At 51.3% G+C, this 14154-nt stretch carries 11 protein-coding genes; 3 read left to right on the forward strand and 8 right to left on the reverse strand.

Features of this window, described 5'->3' with window-relative positions; genetic code table 11:
- Positions 1-121: 121 nt before the first annotated feature.
- Positions 122-3475 carry a spermine/spermidine synthase domain-containing protein gene (locus FYZ48_RS20690; RefSeq protein ID WP_149343892.1) on the reverse strand — a complete coding sequence of 1118 codons (3354 nt, stop codon included), beginning with the start codon at positions 3473-3475 and terminating at the stop codon, positions 122-124.
- 370 nt (positions 3476-3845) lie between these two features.
- Here FYZ48_RS20690 and FYZ48_RS20695 point away from each other — a divergent pair, with 370 nt between their 5' ends.
- Positions 3846-5384 carry a M20/M25/M40 family metallo-hydrolase gene (locus tag FYZ48_RS20695; protein ID WP_187782141.1) on the forward strand — a complete coding sequence of 513 codons (1539 nt, stop codon included), beginning with the start codon at positions 3846-3848 and terminating at the stop codon, positions 5382-5384.
- Here the strand turns inward: FYZ48_RS20695 and FYZ48_RS20700 are convergent.
- From FYZ48_RS20700 to FYZ48_RS20710, 3 genes are all read right to left on the reverse strand, one after another.
- Positions 5369-5875 carry a hypothetical protein gene (locus FYZ48_RS20700; protein WP_149343898.1) on the reverse strand — a complete coding sequence of 169 codons (507 nt, stop codon included), beginning with the start codon at positions 5873-5875 and terminating at the stop codon, positions 5369-5371. The two genes, FYZ48_RS20695 and FYZ48_RS20700, sit on opposite strands and share 16 nt — an antisense overlap.
- Positions 5876-5966: 91 nt before the next feature.
- Complete coding sequence (locus FYZ48_RS20705; RefSeq protein ID WP_198422250.1) at positions 5967-7406, reverse strand: hypothetical protein; 1440 nt, start codon at positions 7404-7406, stop codon at positions 5967-5969.
- A gap of 162 nt (positions 7407-7568) precedes the next feature.
- Entirely contained in the window at positions 7569-8522 is a 954-nt protein-coding gene (locus FYZ48_RS20710; protein ID WP_149343900.1) for a DNA-methyltransferase, read from the reverse strand.
- 330 nt (positions 8523-8852) lie between these two features.
- On the opposite strand from FYZ48_RS20710, the gene FYZ48_RS20715 reads away from it, so the two are divergent.
- A complete protein-coding gene (locus FYZ48_RS20715) occupies positions 8853-9299 on the forward strand; it encodes an SRPBCC family protein (protein WP_145044045.1) in 447 nt (148 codons plus the stop codon).
- A 16-nt stretch (positions 9300-9315) separates the two neighbouring features.
- Here the strand turns inward: FYZ48_RS20715 and FYZ48_RS20720 are convergent, their stop codons facing one another.
- The 4 genes from FYZ48_RS20720 to FYZ48_RS20735 form a co-directional block, all read right to left on the reverse strand.
- The gene (locus FYZ48_RS20720; protein WP_149343902.1) at positions 9316-9693 is read right to left on the reverse strand and encodes a hypothetical protein; all 378 of its coding nucleotides are present in this window, start codon (positions 9691-9693) and stop codon (positions 9316-9318) included.
- 206 nt (positions 9694-9899) lie between these two features.
- Positions 9900-10742 carry a 2-oxo acid dehydrogenase subunit E2 gene (locus FYZ48_RS20725; RefSeq protein ID WP_149343904.1) on the reverse strand — a complete coding sequence of 281 codons (843 nt, stop codon included), beginning with the start codon at positions 10740-10742 and terminating at the stop codon, positions 9900-9902.
- Positions 10743-10765: 23 nt separating this feature from the next.
- Entirely contained in the window at positions 10766-11020 is a 255-nt protein-coding gene (locus tag FYZ48_RS20730) for an acyl carrier protein (protein ID WP_149343906.1), read from the reverse strand.
- 37 nt (positions 11021-11057) lie between these two features.
- Positions 11058-12665 (reverse strand): class I adenylate-forming enzyme family protein, encoded by a 1608-nt coding sequence (locus FYZ48_RS20735; protein ID WP_149343908.1) that lies wholly within the window; start codon positions 12663-12665, stop codon positions 11058-11060.
- A gap of 410 nt (positions 12666-13075) precedes the next feature.
- On the opposite strand from FYZ48_RS20735, the gene FYZ48_RS20740 reads away from it, so the two are divergent.
- On the forward strand, positions 13076-13993 hold the full coding sequence (locus FYZ48_RS20740) for a TauD/TfdA family dioxygenase (protein WP_187782142.1): 918 nt from the start codon (positions 13076-13078) through the stop codon (positions 13991-13993).
- Positions 13994-14154 lie beyond the last annotated feature (161 nt).

The following is a 14154-nucleotide window of genomic DNA, read 5'->3' on the forward strand; positions in this document are numbered from 1 at the left end:
AGGCCTGCTGTCGCGCTATCATCCTGTATACCCCTGAAAAAATCAAATAGATTCAGGGAATCCGGAATTTTAGATCAGCGTGAGTCGCAAGGGCGTCTGAGTTGTGAAACACGCCAATGCGTTACAGAGACGGCACTTGAGGCAGGTTGAGATTATCCAGGAGCTTCTTGCGTTCCTGCCGGTTCTTCCTGTCCTGCTTGTAATGGTGTGGCAGGACGCGTTGATGATAAGTCTCCAGAGGACGAACCAGGGTCCGATCCAGAACTTTCTTGCGCAAAGACCACTCCTGATCAGAAATTCCCGCATTCTCCCGGATCTCTTCCATGGCTTCAAACGCCAGGTCAATCGCGGACATGCTGAGTTCGATATCATGTAACGCCTGCTTCGACGTCACTGGCGGAGCCTGGGAACGATTATCCCAGCGGGTCTTCAAATGCTGTAACAAGCCATTCAGGTGGTCCCACTGCTGCCCGGTTTCCTGGAAGAGTTCCGGCTTCTCTGCAGCGAGTTCAATCGCCCGGACCACCGAGTTGATCGAACGGTCAGAACCTGCGCCATAATTGATCGCGTGGAGACGATGCGCAAACTCCAGCTCCGGCGGAGCATCATCAGATTTTCTGTAAAGTTCAGCGACTTCATCGTGCATGAAGTAACTGATCATCGGGTCATAGATTGAAGTAAAGCGGGAAACGCGCGTAATCAGTTCTACCGAGGGAGAAGGTTTCGCCATCGCATCGGATAGAGCCTTGAAGTAGAGCATTCGGCGTTTATCTTCATTGTGGATAAAATCATTCTCATTCAGTCCTTCAGCAGCGACCTGTCTGATCAGCGAGCGAGGGTTGTCAGTAATCTGTTCTTTGGCCGGCTTGCGATATTTCCAGTACTGATCCGGATATTGCACCATCAGTTTATTCTGCGCTGTGACTTCGGAAAGTCTGCGGAGCACAATCGGGTCGTCCTGCTCATTATGCATCCAGTTGATCAGTCGTTCGGTCCGTTGATCACGGCCCACCATCTGCTGAACTTCTTCGCGTTTCAGTCCCCAGCGCATCATTTCATAGGGAAGCGTGAAGGCAAATTGACCTGTCGCTGAACTGTTTACCGAGGTCGGCTGATCTGCCACCATCTGCTGGAGTGATTCATTGGAGTAGGCGGCCAGGTTCAAAAGAACTGACCAGTCCCAGCCTACCTGTGCCAGCGTGCGACGGACTTGAGGTGCCTGGAGGCGATCCAGCAGTCCGGGTCGAATAAAGCCCTCTTCAGAATTGGTCGCCAGGAACAGGGTTTCTCCATTCGCAATCTCAATGGCCATTACCTGTTTAAATTCTGACAGAAATGTGCGGGCAATTACTCGCAGAGGTTGTGCGCCAAAGTCAATATGCTGGAACCGCTGGCAGAACATGCCCCCTGCTTTCAAATGCCGGGAGACATTTCGATAAAAGTCAGCCGTGTACTCTGACTGAGATTGAGTGACGACCGACTGCACGGGATTGCTGATAATCAGGTCATAAGCAGCAGTCGTTTTTGCACGCGACGCCATGGCCAGCGCGACAGGGGACTGCACCAGAGTGACGCGGTCAGAGTCCAGCGCGGAGATCGAATTACGGGTAGCAATTTCATCCTGATATAACTGAATCAGTCCCGGATCATGTTCCAGACAGGTGATATGCTGCACGGGAAAATCCAGGCTGGAGTTAAGACTCACTCCCGATCCCAGTCCCAGGAACAAGACATCGGCGGGGCGGTCATGCAACGTTACCGGTATCACAAAGGGCATCAGTTCCCCTGTTGTATGGGGGCACAGCCCTGCATCGGTAGAGGTGACTCCCACAGGCAGCCCGCTGCGGCGGATTTGCAGTTGGTTTTCATGATAGGACCAGACAGTATATGTTCCGTGGGGTCCTTCTACTTCTGACAGACAGCGACCTTCATCCATGTAGGGAAGCAGATCCGGTTTTAAGCCGTAACGGAGTCCCGTGAATGTATTCGTGGAAAACAGGAGTTTCGTAGAACGATGCGGATCATAATTGTTGTATCCGGAAGTCAGGACAACCAGCAGGACCAGAGCACAACTGACGCCGGCTGTCTGCCAGCGTGACCGGGGGAAACGGAACTGGACAGCCCAGATCAGGAGTGACAAGCAGGACAAAGTCCCCGTAGTCACCAGAGACAGTGTTTTGAGATCCACGCGTGCAGTACCAAGCAACCAGGACCCGCAGAGTAAGCCTGCCAGTAAACAGAAAGGTTGCCAGACCGGCAGACGATAGACGGAAGTGTTGTTAGTGCTGTCTGACTGGCGTGTGATCGACAGCTTCATCCAACCACCCCAGCAGAAGCCCAAAGGTGCCAGGAAGAGCGTCAGCAGCCCGCCTCGTATCACTGCCAGCAGAAATGCAAATTCGATGTAAGCGTTGGCATAGAGCATCCAGTTCACCAGGAATGGGAATAGTGCCAGCGCCGCTGCTCCGATTAATGCAGCTCCCAGGGTCAAGCGTGATGCGAGTTGTGAACCCCGCGCTGCACTGCGTGCTTCGATCCAGAACCAGGCTACGCTGACACCTGCGAGCAACGCCGCCCAGGCCGTCACTTTCAAATAGAGTGAGTCCGGATAGAGCTGGAAGATAACACGCTCAATGATGACAGTCAGAAAACCGGTCGCCAGGCTGACCAGAAAGCCGCTGGCAATCAGCAATCGGGAATGTTTCCACTGCATACTTTCCTTTTCAGAATCGGTCTTGGCATTCAACGGACTGCCAGTGGTCATCGTCTGCAGCCAGCCGACCATACCGGGTAAGTATCGAGTGGCCAGCTTGCGCAGCCAGGGACTGATCACAATCAGCAGAGCGATACCTGCTGCGATCCCTAATGAGAGATTCCAGCCCAACGCGGGAACCAGGCAATAGACAGCCGATAGTAATGCGAGTGTCACACCGGTAAGAAAACGTGCAACAGGGGAGACCAGAGGGGTACTACTTTCGGACTGCTGTTCGAGTGAAGCTCTGACTGAGAACCAGCAGATGCGGGCAGTCCAGAAAACAACAGGCAGCAGAAGAACCATGGCAGAAAGTGTCATCAGTCCCGTTAAAAAGACCGGGTTAGAAATCTGATCCAGTGAGATCAGATGCAGGATCTGGTTGAACTGCCAGAGGAGTATTGGAAAACAAAGTGTCCAGATCGAAAACAGAGCCAACGTGATGCCAATCCGAAAACGCTTCTGCTTCCAGAGTGTTGTTTCAGACTCGCGATTGACGTTGTCTGAGATGGATGAGGGTAATCCCAGCCAGATTCCCATGACCGTCGCCAGACCGATGCCTGTAACGACAGACAGATGCTCTCCAACCAGGGTCTGAAAACGCTGAATACAGGCCAGCAGAAAGACACCACAAATCCACCCAGTCAGGAAAGCGAACCCTAATCGCGTCTGAGCTAGAGTGAGAGTGAATTTGACTAGATTTTGAGCAAACGAACGTATCATGGCTTCCTTGCCTGTCGTTATTGATCAATCGGAATTGCATCACGGCTTAAAGTTTCATACTCTAAGTCATTCTTTGAGAGTCCCTTAGCAGCAATTTCTGCCGATAGAATCGCAGGGACCGAAGACTGTGTTTTATCGAAAATGCGTAAATATATGCAATACCAGTCGTTGTAGCCCCATTATCACTTGCCTGGGAACGACACATCCGTATACTTCACTAGTCAAAGATACGCCATTGAGTAAAAATAGGTAACCTTAAAACATCCACCTTCCACTTTGAATAGAAATCATCAGTGTGAAACGGAAACCCCAACGCGCAATGGCCTCTCCCCCAGTCTCCAGACTGAGCAGCCAGCCAAAAGATCCATGGTTGCCATTACAGTTCACTTATTCTCTGATTTTCTGCTGCCTGACCTGGGTTACAGGTTTCTCAGCGTCGAATGCTGCCGAGACCAGTTATCTGGTTACAGCGAAAACCGCGTCCAGTTCAATTCAGACAGATGAGCTGAAATCTCATATCGAGTTCCTGGCCAGTGACGCACTCGAAGGACGCGAAGCGGGTACCCAGGGTGGCCAGGCGGCTGGAACCTATATCCGCAATTTTTTACAGAAGCATGGTGTGCAGCCCGGAATGGGTGAAGAAGGCTACTTTCAGGAGTTCGATGGGGGATTTCGGAATATCCTGGGAGTCATTCCCGGTAATGACCCAAAATTAAAAAACGAATATATTGTCATCGGGGCTCACTACGATCATGTGGGATATGGCAAGCCCTCCAACAGTCGGGGTGGCGTAGGGCAGATTCATAATGGCGCTGATGACAATGCCAGCGGAACTGCAGCCCTGCTGGAAATCATTGAAGCCATCTCAGAGCATAAAGAGCTCCCCCGGCGCTCTATCCTGTTCGCCTTCTGGGATGCAGAAGAAATGGGGCTGTTAGGCTCCCGACACTGGATGAACTACCCAAGTGTACCTCTCGAACAGATCCCGATTTACTTCAATCTGGACATGGTCGGTCGGCTCAAAAAACAACCGCTGACTTTATTCGGATCCCGCTCGTCTATCGGTTTGAGATCCTGCACCGTCAAATGCAATCATCGTGACACGGATCTGAAAATCAAATTTGACAGTGCGATTCGCCCCGACAGCGATCACTGGCCTTTCTATCAGAAGGGGATTCCCTTCCTGATGCTGCATACCGGGAAACACGATGACTATCATCGTCCCGAAGATGACGCCTTCAAAATCGATTACGAAGGCACCCAGAAATGTGCCCAGCTGTTGACCCAGCTGGTATTTGAATTTGCCATGCAGGATAAAAAGCCGGAATACCGATCAGCCGATCAGGATATTCTGACTGGGATCGATCAGGAAACAAGAATCACGACGCAGGATCCGCCCCGGCTGGGTGTCGCGTGGAATGCAGACAAGTACGAAGAAGGGCATCTGATGATTACTCAGGTTCTGGCCAGTTCAGCAGCGGATGCGGCTGGCCTGAAGGTGGGTGATGAGATCATTAAAATTGACGGACGATCGCCTGTAGAAGCACCTGGTTTTGCAGCGCTGGTGCGGAGTTCCCCTGAAAAGATCAAGCTGCAGATCAAGCGAAAAAAAGAAGATGAACTACTGGAAATCCCGGTAGAACTTTCAGGCAATCAGCTCAAACTGGGAATTCAGTGGCAGACTGATGAAACCGAACCGGACGTGATGGTGATCTCGAATATTATCAAATCATCGCCCGCAGATCTGGCCGGACTGAAAATCAATGACCGGATTTATGAGATCAGCGGACGCTCATTTGACAGCAGTGATGAATTTCGCGAACTGGTAAAAGATCTGCCTCTGCCCTTGAAACTTCAGGTCGAACGCGAGGGACGACTGCAGAACTTTGAAGTTCAATCAATGAGATGAGATTTCCATTCGACCTGTTGTGCATCGAGGCCGGATTTTGTCAGTTCCTCTTTGAGCGTCTTTTCCGGTACCACGCGTGCAGAACCGGTACGATAGACGCGAACTTTGACACCATCCTCGTCCCCGGTAGCGCGGCTTGCCAGCGTGAGAATTGTTTGAATATCAGCGGGCTGATATTTTTCGCGGGGCTGTGAGTCGGCTTTGACCTTGTAACTGCGATCATCGATCAAAATATCGAGGACCTGCAAAGGGAGTTCTGCCAGGGTTTTCTGTTCTCGTGGCTCCGGTTGAATTAAAACCGGGATCATATCTGACTCTGTCGAGGCCATTACGGAGGGCGAACTCTCTTCCGCCTGTGGTTCTGCCTTCTCTTCTCCCTCACCCGGTCCGGAATTAATGCCGGGGGTCAGGCCGAGATACTGGCCCAGAATGATCCCCAGAATTAAAACGCCTCCCCCGGCATACATCATTCGCTTTGGTTGCTTGCGCATCATCCGGTCCTGTCAATGGGTGAGAGAAAATCGCATTATATCGAACCACACCTCTGATACGAAATTCAGCTGTATGATGAGCACAGAAACATCAGGGTTGAGATTTCAGTTTTTGCATCAGGTCCAGGATCACTGCCACAATTTTATCTGAAGCATCTAACTGGACCCGGTTGGTTCCCATCCAGGTTTCATACCCTCCTAGTTTATGCTGCTCAGGTGTAGGCAGATAACCGTTGTAACCATTTGCCAGTTCAATCGTGAAGGCATCTTCAAAGGGGGCTTTTTCTTTCAGTTCCAGACCGATTTCACAAAAAGTTTCAAAGGGAATTGCAGCCACAGTCAGATCACCAATTTTCAATGCCTGCAGTATTACGGTAATTTCATCAGGACCTTCCAGCAGTCGCTGAACTCGCTCTGCATAATTCCGCTCATAACGATGATGCTGTTCCGCGCCCTCCGGTTGAGCCATCACCTTTTTGAAATAAGCCTGCATCTCAGCATCAGGTTTACGGACCTTTAATGTCAATTCTGCATTTGCTGCTCCGAGAGGAACCCAAGCCTGATACTTTACCTGCTGACAGGCATCGGCCACACGTCTGGCGACCAGTTCTGCCACCTGGTTCATCTTTTCATACGCAGCCATCCGTTTGCCGGGCTTCTGGAAATTGATGTTATTGATGTCACCACTGGTGCCATTCGACAGCATTCCCACAAACGGAGGATCTTCCGGCTTCGCACCGAGCAGGGGGCCAATTTTTTCGGAAAAGATACCGAAGTAGTCTGCAGAGATTTCTCCTTTATTGACGCCTCCCACATAATGCAGAGAGTAATTTGCCAGGAGTGCCAGTGGCCGACCATCCAGCGACTGCACACTGATGAATGAGATTTCCGGATCGATGGGCCCTGCGGGTTTTACCAGAGCAGCATTGCCCCGGGGTGGATTCATCCGCACTTTGTCGACCCCACCGAATGGATTCTTACAGAAATCCGGATTGGTCGTATACCAGCGACGGTTAAAGACTTCAGAAGGTTCATCTACGCCGCCCCAGCCAATGCGTGCCGGCTCCCGATTCTCCATTGCACAGCGGACACAGTCAGCAATTCTTCGTGCGAGGAAGTCGTGATATTTGGAACTGCTGGCGCGGGTCGCGGAATGCGTGTGAGTAGCCGCCATCAGAATATTCTCAGGTGGCAAATCGGTTTCTGCTTTGATGAAATCCCGAGCCGCCTGAAATACATCAACAGTGATCCCCAGATTGTCACAGATCACGAAGGCGATTTTGGTTTCACCGTTATCCAGTACCAGACAGCGGGCGTGCAGTTCATCGTGTACGTTTTCGGCCGGAAACGGTTTGAATCCACCGACGATATATTCTCCCAGAGGAGGCGTAATATTGCTGGTCGCTGCCCCTGCCTTCAGAACCTTATCAGCCGCAAAAGTTGTGGTGGTACTGAATACGAACAGGAACAGACAGAAACTGGCACCCCAGATTCCTGCCCCTGACACAAGTCGGCTGAATTGATACGTCATCTGATCTGCTCCTCAGGATGATGGTCTGCATTGTTGTGTACGTAAGCTGCCCCCACGATTATAAGAATGAGGAACCACCAATACAACAATCTGCATCGCTGGATGAATCCCAGTGGGGATCATCAGCGCTGCTTTGCGTTCAGCAAAACCGGCAACAAGAGCTTAACCCTCTGAAACGGTCTGCGGATTCAGATCGGGAATGTCTTCAAAGGGGTGCCCGTTCTGCCAACCGGATTTCCCTGTCGCACGAAAATGTTCCAGGCGACGAATACTGATCTCACAGAAAATGGGATCCAGGTCAGCGGTCAGGCAGCGGCGGCCCAGTTGCTCACAGGCGATGAGCGTTGTACCGGAATGAGCAAACAGATCGAGTACAAAGTCATCCTGTTGAGAACTGGCCTGCAGAATTCGTTCGACCGATTTGATCGGCTTCTGGGCATAACATCCTGAAACATTTTCTTCCATGCGATAGAAGACCTGCTGAATATCGACCCAGACATTCCCGGGCCTGATGTTCTCGGAACGGCCCCGTTCGAGGTTCTCCGTCTTTTTTCCGTTGATGTTTTTATAGTACCCGCGCAGGATCTTCGGGATATCCGTGTATTGCACTTCAAAAAACGGATTACCACGCGTGTAGTACAGCAGTTCCTGACGTACGGCCATCCAGTTTTTCTGCGTGCCATAACCACGCTGATTCCTCATGGTGACAAAGGACCGTGATTCGAACAACCCGGTCTGCTGCATCATCATCATGAACTGAGGCAATGGTTGAAAATGCTGATTCTGGTCCGCTCCCAACCAGACATAAAAGGAAGCATCCGAACTCAGAAAGCGGGCCGACATGCGCACCCAGTCGGCACACCACTCAATAAACGTATCGATATTACGCAGATCAAAGGCGACCAGGTTATAGGGTGGGTCCTGAATCGCCAGGACAGGACGATCCTCGCCGATCAGCCTGCTGATCTGTTCTGAATTGGTGGCATCTGCGCAGGCCACTCGATGTCGACCGGTGGGATCCTCCCAGATTTCTCCCGGTTTTAATCGGCAGAATGGTAACAGTTGTTCTCTCAAAACCAAATCTTCGTCCAGGCGCGGCAGAGGATTGTTTTTCATCTGACTCTTTCTTTCGCCGGGTTTTGTATCAGGAAGCGAAAGGGCATTGTTGCAGCTCAATGTCCGCTTAAACTTCCGTTCGTAGTTCGCAACTCATCACAGTCTTTTATTTGATGCACCAGATAAAAGACCTGGGACCAGAATATACAAATTTGTATTTTCGGGAAAGAGTTGATTCCCCCTACTGTAGCAGATCCTGGAACTGTCACTCGATTCTGTTATCAGTCTCTATAACGAGGCGCGAACAACTCAGTCTTGCAGTCATAATCCATTCGAAACATACTTAGCAAACTTCAATAACACACACCAGCTGACAGAATGTCTCCACAAATGAAACTAGAGCTGTCCGAAAAGACAAAACTGAATGCTTCTCCGCAGGTCATCCATGAATGGCTCAGCGATCTTGAGAACTGGCCCAAGATCAACGATAAGATCAAATCGGTCACAGTGGAGGGGAATCGTTGTTTCGGTGAGATGGAGTTCAAAGGTAAAACACTGGAATTTGCCGGTATGGTTCCAGAAGATGATGACCCGTTAAAAGTCACCTGTAATATCGTCATCCAGACGGAGTCGGAAAAACGAGACCCCGAACACATGACCGTGGTCTATGAAATCAGACCCGGTGGACGTGCCACTCAAATTCGCGAACGCATTATTTTCGAAAGAGAAATCCCGTTCTGGGGCTGGTTACTCGTCAAGCTGATTATGAAAATCGGTAAGCCGACTGGTCTGACAAACCTGCAACGGATCAAAGAGCATATTACTGCGGAAGACTAATTGTAAGGAGAGTGTTTTACTTTTTCTCTTTGAGATCGAATTCACCGTAGTAGCCGATATTCGACTTATACTTTCCGCTGAGTGTTGTGCCTTTCATCAAACCAATCCACTGGTACTGATGCCCGCGAATGGTCGCCTTGCCCGACAGGTTGTGTTGACTGCCTGTGGATTTCGACTGAAAGGTTGCCTCGTATTTGAAGGGATCCCCTTTAAACAGCCCGGTAAAGGTGGCTTTCCAGTTTTCCTTGTCGTCAGATGTCGCGACACATTTCAAGGGGCCCGTCGTATTGTACTTGCGGTTAGTCCATTTCCCTTCCCAGGTCCGTGTCTCCCCAGCCCGGACCTGGGAAAGGCAGAACATCCCCAGCACTGCAATCAGCATGAATCGTGACATCGTCTCCTGCTCCTGCCTGAATCGAATTTCGAGTGAGAAAAAACATCTCTCTGATTGAAACTCGTCAAAGCGCTGGCAACAGCGACAATTTTGGTCCCTTTTTTCTGGAACCTGATGTCAATCTCTCAGATATTAGCGTCCCCAACTACGCTAAACTACTGGCAGGATACAGGTTGCGAACCGGTCAAATTTGTGTTTCCCGGGGATCAGGCACTCTTCCGCAAAGAGCAAGGTTTAGAATTCGTTTTCGGCGAAGCAGCGTCAGACTGCGTCGAATTACCAGTCGCCAGATTTCGGCGGAGCCTTCGTTTGCAGTGTTGATTGTAAAGGATGCGGAAATAGCGTCCGTAGTGCAGGTCGAGTACGCCGGTAGTACTGACGAAGGCCAGAACCGAACCGATGGTAACCTTGGGGTAAACGCAGGCAAACCGCTTTTCATAGCGCGGTCGAAAGCGGCTTTTAAAATGTCGCAGACCGGTAAAATCAAAAATGCTGGTCAGATAATTTTCTGCAAATCGCAAGCCGTGCCTCACCAGCGCACAGTCCCCGGGCAGGCGGTGACAGCGTCCCAGGTTGATCAATGCATTTTTAAACGTCGATCCCTCTTTGACACGTTTTTTATCACGGGCCACCTGCATCGATTTTTCCCTGGCAGATTCCCAGAAGAAACCCGCGATCTCGTCGAGTGAATAATCTTCAGCTTTCCGCATGAAGACACAATCGACTTCGCCCGTGCTGGTCTGCAGCATCGGCATGACGATATTCACGCCCTCGTACTGGTAGACTTTTTTCCCAATCACCCGGCGGTTGACTTCCGGATGCCGTCGCAGGCTTTCAGCCACGGCACGGACCAGAACATGCGCGGGAGTGAGCATGGTGCGGTTACGGCTGCGCTGCTCTTCCAGAAAGGATTCCAGCTCTTCGGTATCGACCGTGGTTCCCCAGACGAGCATCGGACCGCAGCGGAGCGATGTACTCGCGAGATAGGTGGTATTGATCCAGCCAATCTCGGAGAGTGGCACCGGTTTACTCTTTGTCGCCCAATACATATCAGACAACCTGTCTATGGGTTTCAGGCAGCCTTCTTCTGCTCTGCCTGTTGCTCAGCAATCAGTTGAGAAATCGTGGCAGGATTTTTAAATAAATCTGGTCTGATATCCTGAAAATCGAGTCGTACTTCAAAATCAGATTCGACGAAGACCAGCAGGTCCATCATCGTCAGGGAATCCAGCAGACCGGAATCAATCAGTTCGGTGCTGTCAGTAATTGTCTGTCCGGTGACGGAGTTGAGAAATTCAACCAGTTGTTCCTGAATCGATGCACTCATTTGTCGTGTCCTTTGCAGTTGCAGACGAAAGTTAAGATTACAGATCGCCGACTGCTGCGAGTTCTGACAGCTTGACCCGATCGACTTTCATGGCGTGATTTAATGGTATTTTCTGTAAGATCCGAATCCGGTCCGGCACGAGTTGGCGTGGCAGCTGGCTGCGACAGACGCTCAGCATTTCTGCTTCCGTAAGTCCCATACCTTCTGGAGTAGTTTCGATGTACAATGCCAGTCGCGTACCTGTATTTTTTGCTTCAAAGGGGACCGCCACCGCCTGCGACAGGGGAAAAGTTCGCAGCGCGAATTGCTCCAGATCTGCCGGGTGCACGCGATAACCGGAAATTTTGACCAGTGAATTCCGTCGACCTTTGATGACGATTCTGCCTGACTGATCGAAGGTGGCCAGATCTCCCGTGTAGAGCCAGCCATTGTGTATCCGTTTGCGAGTCTCTTCCGCATCTCTCCAGTAGCCCTGCATGATGTTGGGGCCACGCGCCCGCAGCTCGCCGACCGTACCTGCATTCACAAGTTGTCCGCTTTCGTCCACGATCTGCAGCGTTACTCCGGGTATTGCCTGACCGATGGATCCGTCGCTTACACCGGCGAGTTGCTCTGGTGGTACATAGGCCAAGCGAGCTGTAGCTTCCGTCTGGCCATACATGACAAAGAACCGGGCCGGATGGATGACATCGCTGATTTCGACGGCCTGTGCATGAGGCAGGGTACCTCCTGCAACAGACATATAACGCAGATGTGGAAACTGCGTCTGCTTAAACGATGTTCGTTCCAGCAGAATCCGATACAGGTCGGGGACCGCTGAGAGACTGGTGCATTCATGGCGGATCATTGCTTCCAGAATGCTTTCGGGAAAGATGGTATTCCCGTCCAGAATCAGATGCGCCCCCTGTAGAAGGTGAGACTGCAGTACAGAGTTTCCAAACGCATGATGGAAAGGCAGGGCGCAGACAGGCCGTTCGTCTGCCTGCAACTGCAGGTATTCCTGGATCGATTGTGCGTTAGAGATCAGGTTCCCATGACTGAGCACGACCCCCTTGGGCATTCCGCTGGAACCGGATGTAAAGAAAATCGCAGCCAGGCTCTTCTCAGAGCGTACAACCGGCTGGAGTGTATTTACTGGAATTGTTCCGGTCACGGATTCCTCTGAATCCATGCCCTTTACAGTAAATTCTTCCAGATCCGGATGACGCCTTAAAACCGGGGCAGTTGTAATCGTACAGATCGTCTGCGTTGAATCCAGGATATTCTTTAGCGCGCCGCTCTCCGTATTCGCTGGAACGGGGACAACGACACCACCGGCGAACAAGACTGCGTAGAAGGCAGCGATATACTCCACGGAATTGGGAACCAGCAGTACAACACGGCTTCCAGATTCAAAACCAGCGACCTCAGACAGCTGTTCGGAAATTTGTCTGACCAGCAAAATCAGCTCACCATAACTCAAGGTCCGCTCAGAAGTGGAAATCGCGGGTTGCTCACTATGCAGAGCTGCGATTTTCAGCAGTCGATCGACCAGCCCTGCTCCCGTACTTTCAGAGGTCACTTCTTCCAAAAGGGTTATGGGAGAAGCTGCAAGCGGATGCTCGACCAGCCTGAGGCTGGAGAGAAAGTCTATGGGGCAGGACATACGAAACGGTCTCAAAGTGTAAATTGCTCTCTTCAGAGAGAGTCCCTCGGACCATCGTAGATCGGAGGGTAATTTCCCTCATCCTTATCGGCGTTTCATGATCGTTTGCACCGCTGAATCGGTATACATACCCCCGTTTTTATCAGGACGATCATACCAAACACCCTATTCCACTCATCCCCCCATGCAGAACGAATATCACAGGGGATTTAAAGGGATTTACACCTAATCTATCCAGAACTATCATCCACCCGTTCAGTAAGTAGCCGATACCACTGATTGTGGCCTTTTCTCCAGCAACAATCTCCGGCTGAACTTTATGTGCCATTCAACCTTTCTCTATTTCCGAGTAAGTCCCATGCAAGTGAAGACTTCGAATCTGGAAAAGCCACAAACCCTGCCCCTGCTCATTGAACCGGCCGGCCGATCAGGGGTCTGCCTCCCTGAGTGACCTGATTGAATACATCTCACGGGAACGGAACTGGCTGGACCAGACTCTGCTTGATCAGGGAGGCGTGTTGCTGCGTGGATTCACCATTCAGGAAATTGATGAATTTCAGGACGTGGCCCAGGCGCTGATTCCAGAGTTAAAGCCGTACGTCGAGGGGCAGTCTCCCCGCACCAAAGTGACCGGAAACGTATATACTTCCACCGAGTTTCCTGCCCAGTTTCGCATCACGCTGCACAACGAGCTTTCCTACACCAAGTCGCCCCCGCCGCGGATTGTATTCCACTGTCATCTTGCTGCGGAGACCGGCGGAGAAACGCCGATCGTAGATTGCCGAAAACTCTACCGTGAGATGCCTGCCGAAATTCTGGCGAAGTTCGAAGAACGGGGAGTCCGCTATGTCAAGAACATGCACGGGCAGGAGCGGGGCATCGGCAAGTCATGGATGGATTATTTCGAAACCAGTGATCGGGATCAGGTCGAAGCATACCTCAAAGACAACGACATCGAATTTGAATGGACGGCCGATGGAAACCTGCGTACCTGGTCCATTCGCCCCGGCACGCTGGCCCATCCCGTTACAGGAGAAATGCTCTGGTTTAACCAGGCGGATCTCTGGCATATCACCAATGTGAATGAACGAAACCGCGCCCAACTGCTGCAGCGGTTTGGAGAAGAAAACCTGCCAACCCACGCGTATTACGGAGATGGTTCCCCGATTACCGATGAGGATCTCGCAGGGGTCCGTAAGACCCTGTGGGATACGGCCGTTATCTTACCGTGGCAGCAGGGCGATGTGCTGGCCCTGGATAATTTCAGTGTCGCCCATGGCCGAATGCCTTATGCAGGACCACGGAAGATTCTCGTTGCGATGGGTTAAATTCAGAGTTTTAAATGTCTAACCACTAAGGCAGGACGGTATGGCACATTCAACGGCAGCACCTGAGTCAGACACAGATTCTGGCTGCGATCTGGCTTCCCCAGGATCTACAGCAGCCACTGGAAAGGATGACCCGGGGTCAGCGAATCGGGAACTGGCTG

This window comes from Gimesia chilikensis, from assembly GCF_008329715.1.
Lineage (GTDB): Bacteria > Planctomycetota > Planctomycetia > Planctomycetales > Planctomycetaceae > Gimesia > Gimesia chilikensis.